This window comes from Arthrobacter sp. StoSoilB5 (assembly GCF_019977235.1).
GTDB lineage: Bacteria > Actinomycetota > Actinomycetes > Actinomycetales > Micrococcaceae > Arthrobacter.
In genome coordinates this window covers 252906-269622 of the sequence record NZ_AP024646.1, presented here as the reverse complement: position 1 = coordinate 269622, position 16717 = coordinate 252906, and the positions used below count along the sequence as shown (strand labels likewise).

The following is a 16717-nucleotide window of genomic DNA, read 5'->3' as shown; positions in this document are numbered from 1 at the left end:
AGGGGTACTGCCAGTCCCCTACTACGGGTTGTGACCCGGCTTATGGCGGCCCACCCGCCACTCCTGATAATTTTCGATACAGATAGCTCGCCCACAAGCCCTGAATGATTGGTGGTGTTTTCCGTGCCCGCATTCATGGCGCATGCCCGCGAGCTCCACAAACTGGGGCCGGCGAACAACGACCGTCTCTCCGCCGTTCGGGTGGCCTTCAGTGTCGCAGTGCCCGGGCTGGTCCTGATTCTCGTAGGCCGTCCGGACCTCATGATGTATGCCGTTTTCGGTGCCCTTACTGGAATGTACGGACGCAATGAAACCCATCAATTGCGGCTGAAACACCAGGCCCAAGCCGCGCTGGTCCTGGTTGGCGGGCTCACCATCGGCACGTTTCTTTCCGTCAACCACATCCACTCCTGGTGGCTGGTTTTGGTGGCTACGCTCTTTGCAGGTGCGGGTTCCTTATATGCCGACTCGGTTCGCCTTAAACCGATCGGGCCGTTCTTCGGCATCCTCGCATTGGGGGCGTGCGCCTCGGTCCCCACCAGCGTTCCGTTCCTGGTTGCCGTCCTGATCGGTGCTGCTTCCGCTGCGTTTTCGCTTCTGGTGGGATTTGCTGGCTGGCTTCGGCATCGAAAGTGGGAGCCGGGCGCTGCCCGCGACGTCCCAGTCCTCCACGGACCGCTCCGGCAATCTGCCCTTGTTCACGCGGCCCGCTACACCCTCGCTGTCGGTGCCGCCGGGGTGTGTGGCGTGCTCAGTGGGAGCGGCCATCCGCATTGGGCCATGGCCGCAGCGGCCGTGCCGTTGGCAGGTGCGGACCTCCCGAGCCGCGTCCACCGGGGCATCCACCGCATCGTGGGGACGTTCCTCGGGTTGGCGGTGGTCGCCGTCGTACTTTTCCCAACTCCGTTGTCACCGCTGCAGTATTTCCCAACCCACGGCCCTGTAGTCCTGGCTATTGTGGTGGTCCTCTGCCAGTTTCCCACCGAGCTTTTCATGGCGCGGCACTACGGCTGGGCCATGGTGTTCTTCACGCCCGTGGTCCTGCTGATCGCGCAACTGGCGGCGCCCATGGACCCGGGCGTGCTGGTGATGGAACGAGCGGTTGAAACGTTCGTCGGAGCGGTGATTGGAATCGCGGTAGCGGTGCTGGTTAGGGCACCTGGCGTTGCGGTTCCTAAGGCTGCAGGGGCCGGCGCGGCGGGCCGGAAGTAAGCTTCGCCGGCAGGATACGCGCAAAGAAGCTAACCACTTTGTATCGCCGTGTCGGGATGGAAACAGCCTTGCCCTTGGCGTTGTCCTCCAGCCCTTCCCGCACTACGCGGTCTGCGGTGAGCCACAGGAATCGCGGCGCCACGGACTTATCCATGCCCATGCGATCGTGGAATTCGGTGTGGGTGAAGCCAGGGCACACAGCTGTGACCTGCACGCCCGACTTCGCATACGCGATGTTTGCCCACCGGCTGAACGTCACTTGCCAGGCTTTGGCCGCCGAGTAAGTGCCCCTGTTGGCGAAGGCCGCGACGCTGGCGACGTTGATGATCCGGCCCTTGCCTCTGGCCAGCATGACTTCGAGCGCCGCGTGGCACAGCTCCATGGGTGTCTGCACGTGAAGACGCAGATGCCGCCTTTCTTCCTCCAACTCGTTCCGCTCGAACGACTTCAAGAGTCCCATTCCTGCGTTGTTGACCAGGACGTCCACGGGTCGCCCAGCGTCCCGCAGGCGGTCGGCCACCAAGGAAACCCCGACGTCGGTAGTCAGGTCGGCGGACAGAACCTCCGCCGAGATACTAAAGTCGCGTTCAAACTCCTCGGCCTTTTCCTTGAGGCGTTCTTCATCGCGGGCCACCAAGACAAGGTGGTGTCCGGCTTCGGCGAGCTGGCGCGCGAATTCCGCACCGAGCCCAGCCGTGGCACCGGTGACCAGGGCGGTGAGTTCGTTGGCTCGAGTCGTCATGCGCCTAGACTATGCGCTGAACGCATGTGGCGCCGCTATCTCTTCCTCGGAGGGTCGCTTGCGTGGCTTGGTGGCGAGGATGGCGAGGACTGTCGCGCCCGTGATGCCAAGAATCCACCAAGGGAATCCGGGATCTGTTGTGGTGGAGGGCAGGGTGCGGGGTCCGTCGGCGCTGACGGGTGCAGCGGTGCGTTCACCGCGAACAAGTAGCCGGTGACTGTTAACGCCTTTGGGCGTGCACGTAATGAGGGTGAGGTAATCCTTGCCCTCAACTTTGCGCAAGGCCTCGGTTTGGTCGGGCAGGACAGTGAGGATTTGGTCGACTTTGTAATAGAGGGTTTCGTCGAGCACGTTGATGCTGAAGACGTCGCCTTCATGGACCTTGTCCAGGTCATCGAAAAGGGTGGCGTTGACGAACCCTGAATGAGCGCTCAAGACACTGTGAGTGCCTTTGCCACCGACCGGCAGCGCAGAGCCGAAGAGGTGGCCAGCACCCTTGGAGAGGGTGTCCTCGTCGGTGCCATGGAAGATGGGCAAATCCGCGTGGATAGAGGGAATACTGATGCGGCCCATCATGCCTCCAGGCCCGACCGACAGCATCTTCTTGTACGCCTCCGAGCCGGCACCGATGGTGGTTTGTTCCCCTGCTTCGTTCAAGGAGTAAGGGTCTCGGAGGGGTCCTGAGGGCAGTTCCTCATTGAACTCCCGCGCCTGGTCCAGGAGGGACTTCTTCGCCGAGGGGTTCATTGTCTGGACAGAATCCACGTATCCGCTGATCTCGGTGGCGTGGACCCGATCCGAGAACCAGGCTGCGGCGGTGGGATAAAGCAGGATTCCGACGCCGATGACCGCGACCAGCACGATCAGAAGCCGTTGCCGGCTCCAGGGCCCGGTCAGGTGCCGGAGTCCACGACGGGTGCGGGTTTGGGGCTGGGTCATCAAAATCCTGTATCTGGGGTGAAACGGTTATGAGAGGGGTGCAAGTGGAATGCAAGTGGGGAAGAGCGCGTGGTTGGCGTTCTTCCCCACTTTGGGTCACTGTGGAGGCCGCGGTAGCGACCCCCCCACAGTAGTTGTTGCTGGTGTTAGTTGTTGCTGGTGCGGCGGTTGCGGACGAACATCAGGGCTGCGCCGACAACGAGGAGGGCACCTGCTGCGTAAAGAATGCCGGTTCCAACGCCACCGGTCAGGGGCAGCTGGAAGCCGCTGTTGGACGGGATGTTCTTCACCTGCAGGTCGATACCAACCGTGGTGGTGGTGCCGTTGATCAGGAAGGAGACCGGCTCGGCGAGCAGTTCGTAGCCTGCCGGGGCGGTGGTCTCTACCAGGTAGTACGTGCGGTAGTCGGGGCTTCCGGGTGCGAGGGCTGCGCCGTTGGCCCAGTCCGAGTACCGCAGGCCCGAGATCGTCAGGGTGCCGTCCGCGGCGACGGTGAAGACCGTCTGGCCGTTGAGGTCAACGGGGTTCGTGCCGGCCTTGGCGTCGGCTTCGTTGGTGTAGACGGAGAATGCGGCACCGGCAAGGGCTGCACCGTTCTCGTTGACCTTCTGCAGCGTCATTTCGCCCCACTTGGTCACGACCGGGGGTGTGACGATCGGGCCGCCGGGCTGGCCCGGTGCAACGGTGAAGCTGGCAGCATTCGGGTAAACGAGTGCTTCGTTTTCGATTTCACCGATGGTGTTGACCTTGGTGTTCACCATGACCTGCACCCGGGTGTCGGTGTGTGCAGCCAGGATCGCACGGCCGGCGGGGGTGAAAATGACCGAGACGGTGTTGGTGGCGGCGTCGAAGTTCACGGTGTAGTCCGTGCCGGCCGTGATGGGGGTGCCATCAACGAGGGTGGCGGACGCGCCGACGTAGGTCAGTTTCGGGTCCAGGGCGTCCACGATCTTGTAGCCATCGATGACGGCTTCGTTCGGGATGTCACCGGTGATGGTGAAGTCGATCTGGTCCCCGAGTTTGACGTCAGGGGCATCCGTGACGGTCTTTTCCGCACCGGCGACCGAGTTCTTCGGGTAGACGTGGACGTCATAGATCCAGTTGTCCTTGTTATCCGGGTCGGTCAGCGGCACGGATACCAGGAACGGGGCCGAGGGTGTCACGCCTGCCGGGTAGTTCGTTTCTGTCACCAGGTACAGGCCTACAGGCAATGACGTGAAACCTGCGGTGCCCGCGGCATCGGTGGTCTTCGCTTGGGCGGCGCCAAGGGTGTAGCCCGCACCGGTGATCGAACCTGCAGCGTTGGCCGGAGCGAACACGCTGGAGAGGTTGTGTGCTGCGTCCCAGCCGGCGTTGGTGGACAGGTCAATGGTGTTGACCTGCTGGATCGTGAACTCGATACCGGCCAACGGTGTCAGGCCGGTGGTGTCCACGGACGTGCCGTTGTTCGGCAGGCCCGTCGGGGTGACGGGACGTTCGAACTTGTGGACCGTGATGGAACCGGTCTGGCCCGGATCAACCAGGGGCGCGGCCGAAGCCGGGGCCACGGAGAAGGACATCGCCAACACCGCCCCGGCGATCGTGGCGGCGGCGGTCTTCCAAAGCCGCCCGGTGTTGTGATTACTCACTGTATTTCCTCTTTCATTGTGATGGTGCTGATGCTCGGAAATGAACATTTACTGACCCGGCCCGCAATACTCACGGGGGCTCGGGGGAACTCTTCTTTTAGGTAGTAATGGACTCGCGCCGGCGGCGGTTTGTTGCCAGTGCGAGGGCGCCCAACAGCAGGACGGATCCGGCCGTGGTGAACGGCCACCAGCCAATGCCGCCGGACTCGGGAAGCTGAAGCGCCGGCACGTCCCGGACCGTGAGCAGGAAGATCCCATCGCCGTCGGCGTCGGTGCTGGTCACTACTCCGCCGCCAGCGCCTTGGCCCAGGGACACGGCACCGTTCGCTGCGATGGTGAACTGCACGGGCTCGGCCAGCAGGCTGAACCCGTCCGGCGCTGCGGTTTCTTCGAGCCAGTACGTTCCTGCCTGGATTCCCTCGAGCTGGAACCGGCCTGTTTGCCCGCTCACAGCGGTGACGGCTGGGCTGGCCAGCACGGCACCGGGTGCGCCGTTGTTATCGGTATGCACGGCCCACGTGGAGCCCGCCATCGGAACCCACGTACCGCCCGAGGACTCGCCGATCTTCTCGATCAGCACTTTGCCCGGGGTGTGATGCGTCGTGGTGCAGTCAGGTCCCGGCCCTGCCGAGCTTGGCGCGCAGGTCTGCGGTGGCGTGGTAGTTGCTGTGCCCGTCACCACGTTGACAAGCTGTGCGTTCCACGCGCCCGTTTTGACCACCACGCTGTACTTCAGGGTGGCTGTCTGACCGGCAGGCAGCGTGAACGCGGCGGTGCTCAGCAACGTGGACGGCGGCACAGGATCGGCCACAGCCACAGGTGATCCCGTACCAATCACCAGGGTCGCTGAACCGGGCACGAACGTCGCGTCATCCAGGACCTGTGCCAGGTTGTCCTTGAGCACGACCCCGGTGATGGTGCCGCTGATGCTGGTGGCCGTCACGGTGTACACGATGGTCTGCCCCGGGGTGACGGACCCGTTCGCAGGAACTGACCCGTTGACGGTGGCGCTCTTCTTGATCTTCCACGCCGGAGGCGCCGTGACCTGGGCATCATCGGTTGCCGTGACGGGCAAGCCAAGGGGCGGGTTCCCGGTGACCTTCGCCGTGTTGGTCAGTAACCCCGTGGTGACGTCCGGCTGAGTGACCACATACGTTGCGGTGGCAGTCACCGACTGTCCGGGCAAAAGGACCCCGGGAAGGCCAGGCCAAGTGTAGGAAAGGGCGGCCATGGTGCCGGTTCCGGAGAATTGGGTCTCGGTGATGACCACCGAGGTGAGCGTCACGTTTCCCGTATTCTTCGCCACGAACGTGTAGGTTGCGGTTTCACCGGCCACCAGCGTGGTCTTGTCCACTGTCTTGACCAGCGTGATCGCCGGAGCAGCCGCAGGAGCAACAGTGAAAACGTAATCCTCCACCTCACCGGAATCGGAGGCACCGATCGGGACCTGGACCTGGGCGGTGGTGTAGCCGATCCGGAACCGCGCATACGTCGTCCCAGCAGTCACCCCCGCAGGGACCGTCGTCCAGGTCAGGGTGGCGGTCGTGGCGCCCGCAGCGAACGTGGCGCAAGCCCGCTCGGCGGTGTTATTGAAAATCCCGTCCTTATTGAAATCAATCCAGCCACAGGTCGTTCCGGCTTTGCTGGCCCCACTGATCGCCACGGTGGTTGAGTAGCTGGTAGCACCCTGTGTCATGGGCGCCAGAACCACGCCGTCGTCCATCAGGTCCTGGGCCGCCGTCGCACCCGCATTCGGCGACGCAGTGCCATTGGCCACCTGAGCGTTATCCTCAGTCACGTTCGCCCCAAGGGCCACATCCGAAAGAACAGCCCGGGCAGCATTGCTCTGATCGTACGAAGCAGGCGCGTCACCGAAATCCTGCGGGACAGTCATCGCCATCAGAAAGTTGTCGGCGTTATGGCCGGAGTCCTGTGGGTCGTTGATCGTGTTGGGCGGCATAGTGCTGGTGGTTTGGGTGAAGATGGCGCTGATGTTGAACGTCAGGGACGTGACAATGCCGTTGATCCGGACGGAGCCGCACGCTGCCGTAGCCACTGCGTCATGCTGAGGAGGCGTGCCACCGTTAACATTCGTGTCGCAGCGAACGCCAGTGTTGTCGTTAGTGGCAGTGATCGAATTTCCCACTACAGCCAGGTTTCCACCCGAAAGCCGGGTCATGGACAAACCTGTCGTTGCCATGTCCAGCACGACGTGGAGTTCGGACTGTTGGTCGACCGTGCCGTTTTTGCCAATATCAAGCCATGAAGTGGCCCCGATTCCGGCAACGTTGAGCACAGGATTCCGAACGGGCTGACTGAACGCGATAGTGACGGTCCCCAAGCCGCTGCACGGACCGATTGCCGCGCAATTATTGATTGCGTTGGTTGCGAATTCAACAGCCGGGGCCCCGGTTCCGACGTTTTGTGAGAAATCAGAGGCCACATATCCACGGCTGCCCATCGTTGTCTGCCCCACGAGGTCGGTATAACCCGACTGGTCAAAGGTGGCGGTCAGACCAGATCCAGGCATTGAAAGTGTGGCGACGCCACCTCCGACGTTCGCCGAGGAGGTCGCGATCTGGTAAGCCTGAGCTGGCGTGCCAAAACCGACCGTCCCGCATGAAAGCCCTCCCAGGACCACCATTAACGCGGCAACGAACGCCGTAATCTTCCCAACCGGATACTTCAAGGGGTTCCTTCCAAAGAACAGTGACCCGGCCGACCCCGCAACCGACGAGCAAAACATTTACTTCAAGAGAGACCATCCATTTGCGTCCGGCAGGGTTGGTCTCCAGTCAATGAGTGCGGCGTGGGAAAAGTTCATGCCGCAAAAAGCGAAAACTTTTTCTGGCGTGCGGACGGAACGATGCCGAGCGAGACGGGTGTCCAGTATTTGGACCAAATTGCGTCACGACTTCCACCTCCCTGGCACTCATTGGACATGGAAGATCAACTCGCTCACTTGAGAATCGAAAGCAGATCCTTACAGCTCCGTGGGCGCTGGCAGGAACGGAGTCAGCAATCAGGCTGGCTATTTCCCGGTGACTGGCTGGTTCCTGAAGTCGAGGACATGCTGAAGGCCCAAGCGGAGGGTGGTGAGCTGCACATGTCTGCCAAGAACCTCGGTGCGTCCCGCGCCTATCACGGCGTTGGAGTCCGCGAAACCATGCAGGATCTCAGTGCCTTTTTTGAAGCGGCAGGCGTGCCTGCTGATGACGACTCCATGCGGGATCTCGTAGAGGGATGGGCGACGGAAAATGAACGCCTCGAGCCCTTCTCCTGCACGGACGTCTATACCGGGCTTGCAACGATGGCGCACTTTGAACGGCTGATCCATGAAATGTCGCTCCGCCCGAGCGCCCGGCGGAGAAGCCACACGATAGCGACCCTTCATCTGGGATGGTCTGAAGGCGGCAAGCTGCTTAGCTGGGACATGTTGGCCGAAATGGGACAGATATGCCGAGGGCAACTTGCGGCAGTGGATGCCACCGCCGCCTACCATCGCGGAAGCATTCACACCATGATGACCCGCAAGCGGGAGAGTTACGAGGCATTGTTCCGCTGCCTGCAACTCATCGACGGGCTACACCTGGGCGTTGGGCAGCGAACACTCGTGGAGTTTTTGGATTTTCCCACGTCGCGCGCTGAGTGCGACCGGGCAATCGCAGGCCTCCGATACAGACGGTCAGCCTGGTAAAAGGAAACGCCACGGAATAAGCAAATGCCGTGAAGCCGCGCTCTTTTCGCAACACGATTCAGCGGCAACTCGTACTACATAGGCGTGGCAGCTGCCTGGGGTCGGATCAGGCAGCCAGTCACGAGGAGGCGCCACCGGATGAAGCAATTTTTCCCGGCGGCGCCTCCGCCAATTTTCCGCTTAAGCGAACTTTGCCAGGGGGTTGGCCAGGCGACCAGCCATCTGCAATCCCCCAGAGGGATCCGAGATATCGAGCATCTGCTGGTTGTTCCGCAACTGCAGCCGATTAAGGCAGGACAACTGGAAGTCCGGAGCGAACAGATCATGCATGGCGAACTGGTCCGCTAGTTCCGGGTGGCGTTCCTGATATTCCCGAACCACGGCAGCGGCAGTCCCCCAGAACTCGTCTTCCCGCAGCGTCCCGTCCTCCACAAGAATGGCCCCAAGGAAACGGAAGATGCAGTCGAATACGTCGGTGAAGATCGCGAGGACCATTTCTTCGGCAGGAATCTGGGCCTTGACGCGGGAGACTTCCTCGGGCAACTCGAGCCGGTCTCCCATCACCACGATTTCCTCAGCGATATCCTTCATGATCGCGCGGACGGGTACACCGCCTTCCAAGATCAGGATGACATTCTCGCCGTGAGGCATGAACGCGAGCTCGTACTCGTAGAGGCAGTGGATCAACGGAACGAGGTAGGCCTCGAAGTAGCGACGCAGCCACTGCGTTGGAGCCAACCCGGAGCGCTGAATCAGGGCTGAGGCCACCGACGCGCCGGTGGAATCCACGTGCAACAAGGACGCCATGGTGGCCAGCTGCTGGCCGTCTTCAAGCAGCGGGAGGGGACTTTCCCTCCACAGAGCCGAGAGCATCTTCCTGTAAGGCGAGCCCTTGGCCGAAGCAGCCTCGTAGTAGTGGTTGTGATAGCCGATAGCCGCCGTTTCACGGATCATGGCCAGGCCCCGGTCCTGGAGTTCCTGGTCATTGCCGATCAGTTCCTGCAGCCAGTCATTAATGGCCGGCGTTGCCTTCATGTACTGCGGAGACAAGCCGCGCATGAAGCCCATGTTCAGCACGGACATGGCCGTTTTGACGTACGCCTTCTCTGGTGAGGTGGTGTTGAAGAACGTACGGATGGACTGCTGCGCCTGGTAGGAGTCCTTGCCGCTGCCCAGGTTCACGATGTGGCGCTGGGCGATTTCTGCCGCGAATGTCACCGTGAGCTTGTTGTCCCATTGCCAAGGGTGCACCGGCATGAACAGGTAGTCCTCAGGATCAAGGCCGGAAGCGCACAGTTCCGCAGTGAACCATGCCAGAGTTGCGGGTCCGAGTTCGGCCTCAAAGTGAGTCCGGTAATCCAGCCCTGCCCTTGACGTATAAACGGCCTTGCTGCGATGCACAGCGATCCACTGAAGCTTCACCACAGCACCGGTTTCCGGCGCGAACGCATGGTAATCGGCAATGCCAAAACCCAACCGGCCATTGTTGGCAACGAAGCACGGATGGCCCTCGGTCATGCTGTGCTCGATCGCCTGGAAATCGACCGCCGGGTCCATGCCGCGGGTGATGCCCGCCGCCAACTCGGCAGAGCTAAATGGTTTGCCTTGCTTGTACGCGTTGCTGGCCAGCGTGCTGCTGATTTCCTCAAGGTAGACCGGCAGCATTTCTTGTCGAATGGCCAACTCTTCACGGAATTCGGTGATGAAGTCCAGGGCATCAAGCGGCAGCTCTTCACCCTCGCGCAGCCGGGCGATGGACTCAGCAGCCACGGAAAAATGTTCAAGCTGCAAGAGTCGCGCACGGAAGCGGTACTCAACGGTGGCGTCGTTGCTGACCACCTTGTAGAGCCCGACGCCGTCGCCCTCCTCACGGATCAGCTCCGGCACCAGGATCCGCTCGTGGGAGAACTCGGCGATCGCCTTGCGGACCAAGTGCCTGTTGGCGGCCGCCCAGCGCTCAGGAGTCAGGTGGGAGACAGGTTCGGCTACGTCGTGGAGGGTGGCTTCAGCGGTAGTGCTCACAGGGAATCTCCTCTGGTCGCCGCGGCAGGCGCGGCCAGAATCGGGGTCAGGGTGGCGAGGAAATCCTCGCGTGTGCAGAAACTCAGCAGACCCTGTTTGTGGTCTTCGGAAGGGTCGACGGCGGGAAGGGTCACCACGGCGTGCGGGCGGAAGCCCACCTTCTCGTTGAGGACATGGATCTTGTGGTTGCGGGCGTCAGGCTCGACGACGATCCGCTGGGTTGCGGGATCATGGAACAGTTCCGTCATGACGGACTGCATGACGGCGGTGGTGTAACCGGGCTGCGGTTTGCCACTGGGCGGAGACACCAGGAGGTGCATACCCACATCACCGGTCTGGACCTCGTAGACGTCCGCCAACGGCGAGGACTCCGGGCGGTACCGCTCCATCAGGAAGGCGGGCAGGCCGTCGTCGAGCCCCAGGAACGCCTGGTGGTGACCCGATTCGGCGATCTTGGAGTACTCCTCCACAACGTCCTGCTCGGTGGCCGACACCATTCCCCAGAACCGGGCGTACTCCTGGCTCACCCAGCTGTGGAGGGTAGGTGCGTCCGCGAGGGGATCCACCGGCCGAAACGTGAAGCTCATACGGTTGCCCCCACGGTGTTCGGAACCGTTGAGGGAACGGGGGCGGGCGCGCCAAACTGCTGGAACGCGATACTCCGCTCGATCGGGTAAATCTCGCTGCCGGTGATTTCCCGCAGGATGCAGGAGTTGCGGTAGGCGGCCATGCCAAGGTCCGGCGTGACGAAACCGTGGGTGTGAAGCTCTGCATTCTGGACGAAGATTTCGCCGGGTTCGACGCCGGTTCCATAGTTGCGCTCGACGTCGAAGCGGCCCTTGGCGTCGCGGCGGATCCGGTCCTGGATGCCCGCCAGGAAGGCTGGCTCCTTGTAGGTGTAGCCGGTTGCGAGGACCACCGCTTCGGACTCCAAGGTGTAGCCCTGCCCGTGTTCCTCATGGTGCAGCTGGAGGGCATGCGTGCCTGTGGCGGCATTCCATTCTGCAGCGGTGAGCGATGAGTGCGTGTGCAGTTGCGTGTCCACCATGCCGGAGAGGCTCTTGGTGTAAAGGAGGTCGTAGATGTCGTCAATCAGGTCCGAGTTGATGCCCTTGTACAGGTTCTTCTGGTTCTTGATCAGCGAGTCACGCTGCTCGCCCGGGAGTGAGTGGAAGTAGTCAACGTACTCCGGGGACGTCATCTCGAGCGTCAGCTTGGTGTACTCCAGCGGGAAGAAGCGGCCGGAACGGGTGACCCAGTTCAGCTGATAGCCGTAGACATCGATTTCCTGAAGGAGTTCGTAGTAGAGCTCCGCGGCACTCTGGCCGCTACCGACGATAGTGATGCTGCGCTTGGATTGCAGCTCCCTCTTCCTCGACAGGTACTCGGCATTGTGGAGGACAACTCCCCCGCCTTCCACAATCCCCGCACAGGAGTCCGGAACGTACGGCGAGGTGCCTGTGCCCAGAACGAGCTTGCGGGCTCGAAGCAACTCAGCGCCTCCAGGACCTTGCACCGAAAGCCGGTACACGCCGTCGTCGTACGTCACATCCAGCACATCCGTGCTAAAACGAACCGACTCCAGCTGGCCGGCCACCCACTGGCAGTACTGGTTGTATTCCGCGCGCAGCGGGTAGAAGTTTTCCCGGATGTAGAAGCGGTACAAGCGTCCGGTCTGCTTGAGGAAGTTCAAAAACGAGTACGGCGACGTCGGATCGGCCAGGGTCACCAGGTCTGCCATGAACGGGACCTGCAGGTGCGCAGGCTCCAGCATCATCCCCGGGTGCCAGTCGAAAGAGTCGCGACGTTCCAGGAACACACAGTCCAGGCCTTCCACGGGTTCGCTCAGCGCGGCGAGGCCAAGGTTAAAGGGCCCGACGCCGATGCCCGCGACGTCGTAAATCCTGCTGTTGCCTGAGGTGCTCACGCTGCAGCCTCCGTGGTGGCCGAAAGCAGGCTTGCGCCTGTCCGGCGGATAAGTTCGATGATTTCCTGGATATCCCTCAGGGAGGCCTCGGCGTTGAGGAGGGTGAATTTGAGGTAGTGGCGGCCAGCCACCTTGGTACCGGCAACCACGGCTTCGCCTGAAGCAAAGATCGCTGCGCGGATGGCAGGGTTGAGGACGTCTGCGGCGTCCTCGTCCAATGCCACGCCGTCAACGGTCGGGCGATAGCGGAACACCAAAGTGCTCAGCTGGGGTGGGGCAGCGAGCTCAAACTCAGCGTCGTCGGACAGCAGGGCGCCGACCCTGCCAGCGAGGTCGATCGCTTCGTCGAACAGCGCACCAATGGCATCGGCGCCCATGATGCGCAGGGTGAGCCACAGCTTGAGGGCGTCGAAGCGGCGGGTGGTCTGAATGCTCTTGTCCACCTGGTTGGGAATTTTGGCCTTCGCGGCGCTCTCCGGGTTCAGGTAGTCCGCGTAGTAGGTGACGTGGTGCATCATGGAGCCGTTGCGGACCACGACTGCACTGGAGCTGACGGGTTGGAAGAAGGTCTTGTGGAAGTCGACGGTGACGGAGTCGGCAAGGTGGATACCGTTCAGGAGGTGCCGGTGGCGGCCGGACACGATCAAACCCCCACCGTAGGCACCGTCCACGTGCAGCCAGGAATCATAGGCGCGCACCAAGGCCGCCAGCTCGGAAAGCGGGTCGACCGAACCGAAGTCGGTAGTTCCGGCCGTGGCCACGACCGCCATCGGTATCAGACCGGCGTCGTGCGCTTCCGCCAAAGCAGCCGCGAGCGCCATGGGGTCCATGCTGCGGTCGTCAGCGGTGGGCACGGAGATCACGGCGTCGAAACCGAGCCCGAGCATGGAAGCGGACTTCTGGATGCTGAAGTGGCTGTCTGCGGATGTGAAAATCCGGAGACGGTCAAGGAGGTGCGGCAGGCGCGCGTCGCCATTCGTGGCACGCAGCTTGGTGACAGCGTGGTTTCGCGCGATCAGTAGCGCCTGGAAATTGGACTGGCTCCCACCCGATGTGAAGACGCCATCGGCGGTGGTATCAAAACCGATCCGCTCGGCAGTCCAACCGATGAGGCGCCGCTCGATCATTGTGGCGCCGGCACTCTGGTCCCACGTGTCCATGGAGGAATTCACGGCCGAGAGCACGGCTTCACCAACCAGCGCGGGAATGACCACCGGGCAGTTCAAGTGTGCCGCGTAACGGGCATCGTGGAAGTAGATGGCGTCCTTGAGGTAGAGCTCGTCAAGCTCCTCAAGGGCAGCAGCAGTATCCGGCAGTGGACGTTCGAGATCGATGGCCCCAACCTTGGCCCTCAGTTCTGCATGCCCGACGCCGGTGAACGGCCGGGCCGTTCGCTGGACTTTGGTGGAGACCGCGTTTACTCCCTGAAGAACCTGCGCCACATAGCTGGGCGAATTTCGTGCGTTGAACAGCTGGTTGGTGGCAGCGAGGGCCAGCTCCACCTTGGACCCAAAGTCCTGCTCCTGAGCGATCCGCTCTTCGACACTTGGTGACGTCACGTCAGCTTCCTTCCATTACGTTGGGCGCTAGTTAGCAAAGGCAAGCCTTACTTAGGCTTGCCTTTTAGTCAAACTTTCGTGTCCTATTTCGGCATCGACGAACACGGGAATGCGGTGCCGTGCTGCTCACGGCGGCCCTCCTCTTCTGGCACGCCGTGCAGTGGCAACGTAGGCGCGGCTAATCCACAGAGAGCTTTCGACGCCCGAACAGGAGGAGGACGACACCGGAAAGGATGAGGACAGCAACCGGCAGGACGGAGAACGTGACTCCCGTGTTGGGCAACGTTCCAACTGATGAATTGCCACTCGTCACCGACTCGCTTGGCTGAACCGACTCGCTTGGCTGTTTCGGATTGGGCCTCAGGGTGGCCTGTTGTCCTGGTTGCGCAGCTATCCGCAGGAAAGCCTCTACGGCCTCCTTCTGCCCCGTGCGCGGGAAAGCCACTGCGGTTATGGCACGATCCGTTGTTACCAGCCCACCCGCCGAAGACGTCGCCGCAGCTGTTGCCGCGTTAGTGATGTTGCCAGCTTTGATGTCCCACCATGTGAGCTTGTAGGTTGCCGAAGCCGTCACCGTTTCACCAGGCAGCAATTCACCGGCGACGCCCGGCCACACGTAAGCCAGTGGCCCGACTCCCGGCACTTGATCCTCCACGGAAACGTCCATAAGGGCGACGTTTCCGACGTTCTTCGCAGCGAAGTTATACGTGATGACTTCGCCCGCCCGGGCAGGATCGCCCACTGCAAAGGCATCTGCAGTGGTCGAGAATTCAAGGCGTGCATCCGGTGATAACCGCGTATCTGAAGCCACGGGCAAGGAGGCCATGAGGCGGCCCGTTCCCGCAACGCCGGCGAGTGTAGCGGAGTTGGCGACCTGACCGGCGTCGAGGTTTGCTTGGGTGACTCTGTACGCAGCAACCGCGGTCAGTGTTTGACCTGGTAGCAGTTGGCCGGGGACCCCGGGCCACGAATATGCCAACGCCGAGAGCCCGGCCAGGGTGTTGTTGATGGCAACGTCCGTCAACGCCACGTTGCCACTGTTTTTCGCCGCAAAGCTGTACTGGATCACATCACCTACCTGCGCTGGGGATTGGACAGCCGTGGCATCAGCGTTGTGAGTAAACCCGAGGCCAGGAAGGGGAGCAGCGGCGCCAGTCAGAATGCACTCAATGTCTGCGCCGGCGACGGGCGTTAGTGCAAACGGCCGGTCAATCGCAGCGCCAGCAGGCAAGCCGGGCTGCAGGCCAGCGGCATCCGTACAGGTGATGCTCTGGTGGTAATTGGACGGGATTCCTCCCGCTTCCGTGAGGTAGTAGGTAGTGCCCACGTCGGCCACAGTGTGCCCCGTAACACCAGTACCAGCGGCAATGAATGCCACAGATCCTACGGTAGTGGATTCTGTTGTGGCATTAACCACGGGCCCGGTAGGAGACCCAGCGCGAATCTCCATAGTGAATTGGTCGGAGCCCACAGCTCGCGCGGTGGTCAGCGCTTTGCTCAGCGCTATCCGGGGAGCCCGGACCACCAGGGAATCCGGTGCAGGAGCGTTCAAGTTGGTCGCAATATCCCCGGATGCGCTGGCATAGGTGCCCTCCGCGGCGGCAGTAACATCCACCATAACGGTGCACGAGGCCTGGCCTGCACGGAGGTCGCCGCCGGAGATCGAAAGACTACGGCTCCCCGCATCTGCCAAGCGAGTGAACGGGCTGGTTCCCGGATCCTGAACGCACGTTCCACCGATGTTGGGAGCGGCTGCGACGGCCAGTCCTGGCGGAAGCATCTGATTGATTGACCAGTCATGCTTCGCGTTGAGTTCGCTGGAATTGGTGACCGTGAGGGTGAGGGTGGAAATCTCGCCGGGGCCAACCAACGAGGGCGTGAAGGATTGCTTCAATTGCGGAGTGACGTCAACCAGGCGCACATCATCAAAGGCGCCGTCGTTCCCGTTGGTGGCGCCATTGTTATTCCACATTTCCAGCCCCAGGGAATTGCCAGTGGCCAGGACTGCCGTGTTGGACGTCATCGAGTTGATGTTGACGGTCCTGGTGACCGTTCCCTGGGTTCCGCCGACATCGCTGGTGACTTGTTGCTGGAATGAGTCAACATTGGGATCGTCCGAGGTTTGGCACCCGTTGAGGGGGTTCCCCATGGGCGTGGCTATCCCAGCGTTGTCAACAGTGGCGAACTGATAGGACGGATCCCCCGCTGCCGCACCGCAATTGATGTACGCCGTGTTGACGCCAAAAGTGTAATAGTGGCCGGCGGTCACCGGGATCGGGCTGGCAGTCTTGAACATCACCCCATCAGTGGGCCCTGACGGGATGGCGTCGCACACCGATCCGCTTGAGCTGGTGGAGGGGCATTCCGTGTAAGAGCTGTTGACGTGGTTGGTGGCGGGGGAAGAAGGGGTGAACTGCTGGCCCATGGCCAAGGCCAGCATGCGCATGTACTGATAGCTGCGGACATCCGCGAGTTCGGCACACCGATTGTTGTTGCCGGCGGCGACCGTCCCGGACTGCGCCCAGGTGGGCGTCGTGGAATTCCGGTAGCTCAGGACGACGCCATTGCACCTCGCGGCGTCGATCCAACTTGGGGAACCTGTATACGCTTGGCCGCCCTTGCCAACGTACTGCTTTGACCCGGGCGCGGAGTAAGACTGCGCACCGAGAGCCGAGTTAGGGCTGCCGTGCTCAAAATCTTCCGAGAACACCACAGTGCCCGGCTGGGGAGCATCGGAGGCGGCGGGTACTGAGGGCGTCGTCGCCTGCGCAGGAGAAAGTTGAAGGCCGCCCACCGCCGAAGCAGCAGTAAGGGTGGAGAGAAGTATCACCAAAGTTCTGGCCAAGAGGGAATTCTTCACGGCTGTTGCTTGTCTTTCCATCGTCCCCAAGCGCCCCAGCCTCGACTCCGAAGCGACAGCGCTTGGCGCTTCCGCTTCCAAGGAAGCCGATTCGCACAGATATTGTCAGCCTCTTAGTGTGGGCTGAGTCA

Annotated in this window: 11 protein-coding genes; 2 read left to right on the top strand and 9 right to left on the bottom strand. The window is 61.9% G+C overall.

Annotation, left to right across the window (positions count from 1 at the left end):
- Positions 1–123 precede the first annotated feature (123 nt).
- Entirely contained in the window at positions 124–1212 is a 1089-nt protein-coding gene (locus tag LDN75_RS01300; RefSeq protein WP_223935398.1) for an FUSC family protein, read from the top strand.
- Here LDN75_RS01300 and LDN75_RS01295 read toward each other — a convergent pair.
- The 4 genes from LDN75_RS01295 to LDN75_RS01280 all read right to left on the bottom strand — a co-directional run bounded on the left by LDN75_RS01295 (position 1175) and on the right by LDN75_RS01280 (position 7210).
- The gene (locus LDN75_RS01295) at positions 1175–1954 is read right to left on the bottom strand and encodes an SDR family NAD(P)-dependent oxidoreductase (RefSeq protein ID WP_223935397.1); all 780 of its coding nucleotides are present in this window, start codon (positions 1952–1954) and stop codon (positions 1175–1177) included. The genes LDN75_RS01300 and LDN75_RS01295 overlap by 38 nt on opposite strands.
- 9 nt (positions 1955–1963) lie before the next feature.
- A complete protein-coding gene (locus LDN75_RS01290; protein WP_223935396.1) occupies positions 1964–2893 on the bottom strand; it encodes a class C sortase in 930 nt (309 codons plus the stop codon).
- 146 nt (positions 2894–3039) lie between these two features.
- Positions 3040–4521, bottom strand: a complete 1482-nt coding sequence (locus tag LDN75_RS01285) for a SpaH/EbpB family LPXTG-anchored major pilin (RefSeq protein ID WP_223935395.1) — start codon at positions 4519–4521, stop codon at positions 3040–3042.
- A gap of 97 nt (positions 4522–4618) precedes the next feature.
- Entirely contained in the window at positions 4619–7210 is a 2592-nt protein-coding gene (locus LDN75_RS01280) for a GEVED domain-containing protein (RefSeq protein WP_223935394.1), read from the bottom strand.
- Positions 7211–7591: 381 nt separating this feature from the next.
- On the opposite strand from LDN75_RS01280, the gene LDN75_RS01275 reads away from it, so the two are divergent.
- The gene (locus LDN75_RS01275; protein WP_223935393.1) at positions 7592–8218 is read left to right on the top strand and encodes a hypothetical protein; all 627 of its coding nucleotides are present in this window, start codon (positions 7592–7594) and stop codon (positions 8216–8218) included.
- 180 nt (positions 8219–8398) lie between these two features.
- On the opposite strand, the gene LDN75_RS01270 is transcribed toward LDN75_RS01275, so the two are convergent.
- The 5 genes from LDN75_RS01270 to LDN75_RS01250 all read right to left on the bottom strand — a co-directional run bounded on the left by LDN75_RS01270 (position 8399) and on the right by LDN75_RS01250 (position 16586).
- Positions 8399–10240, bottom strand: a complete 1842-nt coding sequence (locus LDN75_RS01270; protein WP_223935392.1) for an IucA/IucC family siderophore biosynthesis protein — start codon at positions 10238–10240, stop codon at positions 8399–8401.
- A complete protein-coding gene (locus LDN75_RS01265; protein WP_223935391.1) occupies positions 10237–10827 on the bottom strand; it encodes a GNAT family N-acetyltransferase in 591 nt (196 codons plus the stop codon). Before LDN75_RS01265 ends, LDN75_RS01270 begins: the two co-directional genes overlap by 4 nt.
- Positions 10824–12167 (bottom strand): lysine N(6)-hydroxylase/L-ornithine N(5)-oxygenase family protein, encoded by a 1344-nt coding sequence (locus LDN75_RS01260; protein WP_223935390.1) that lies wholly within the window; start codon positions 12165–12167, stop codon positions 10824–10826. Before LDN75_RS01260 ends, LDN75_RS01265 begins: the two co-directional genes overlap by 4 nt.
- Positions 12164–13726, bottom strand: a complete 1563-nt coding sequence (locus tag LDN75_RS01255) for an aspartate aminotransferase family protein (RefSeq protein WP_275959798.1) — start codon at positions 13724–13726, stop codon at positions 12164–12166. Before LDN75_RS01255 ends, LDN75_RS01260 begins: the two co-directional genes overlap by 4 nt.
- Positions 13727–13904: 178 nt before the next feature.
- Positions 13905–16586 (bottom strand): hypothetical protein, encoded by a 2682-nt coding sequence (locus LDN75_RS01250; RefSeq protein ID WP_223935389.1) that lies wholly within the window; start codon positions 16584–16586, stop codon positions 13905–13907.
- Positions 16587–16717: the final 131 nt, after the last annotated feature.

Bases quoted from the DNA above. Each gene is read 5' to 3' on its own strand.
- LDN75_RS01295 (WP_223935397.1), bottom strand. From the start codon at position 1,954: ATGACGACTCGAGCCAACGAACTCACCGCCCTGGTCACCGGTGCCACG.
- LDN75_RS01290 (WP_223935396.1), bottom strand. From the start codon at position 2,893: ATGACCCAGCCCCAAACCCGCACCCGTCGTGGACTCCGGCACCTGACC.
- LDN75_RS01275 (WP_223935393.1), top strand. From the start codon at position 7,592: ATGCTGAAGGCCCAAGCGGAGGGTGGTGAGCTGCACATGTCTGCCAAG.
- LDN75_RS01265 (WP_223935391.1), bottom strand. From the start codon at position 10,827: ATGAGCTTCACGTTTCGGCCGGTGGATCCCCTCGCGGACGCACCTACC.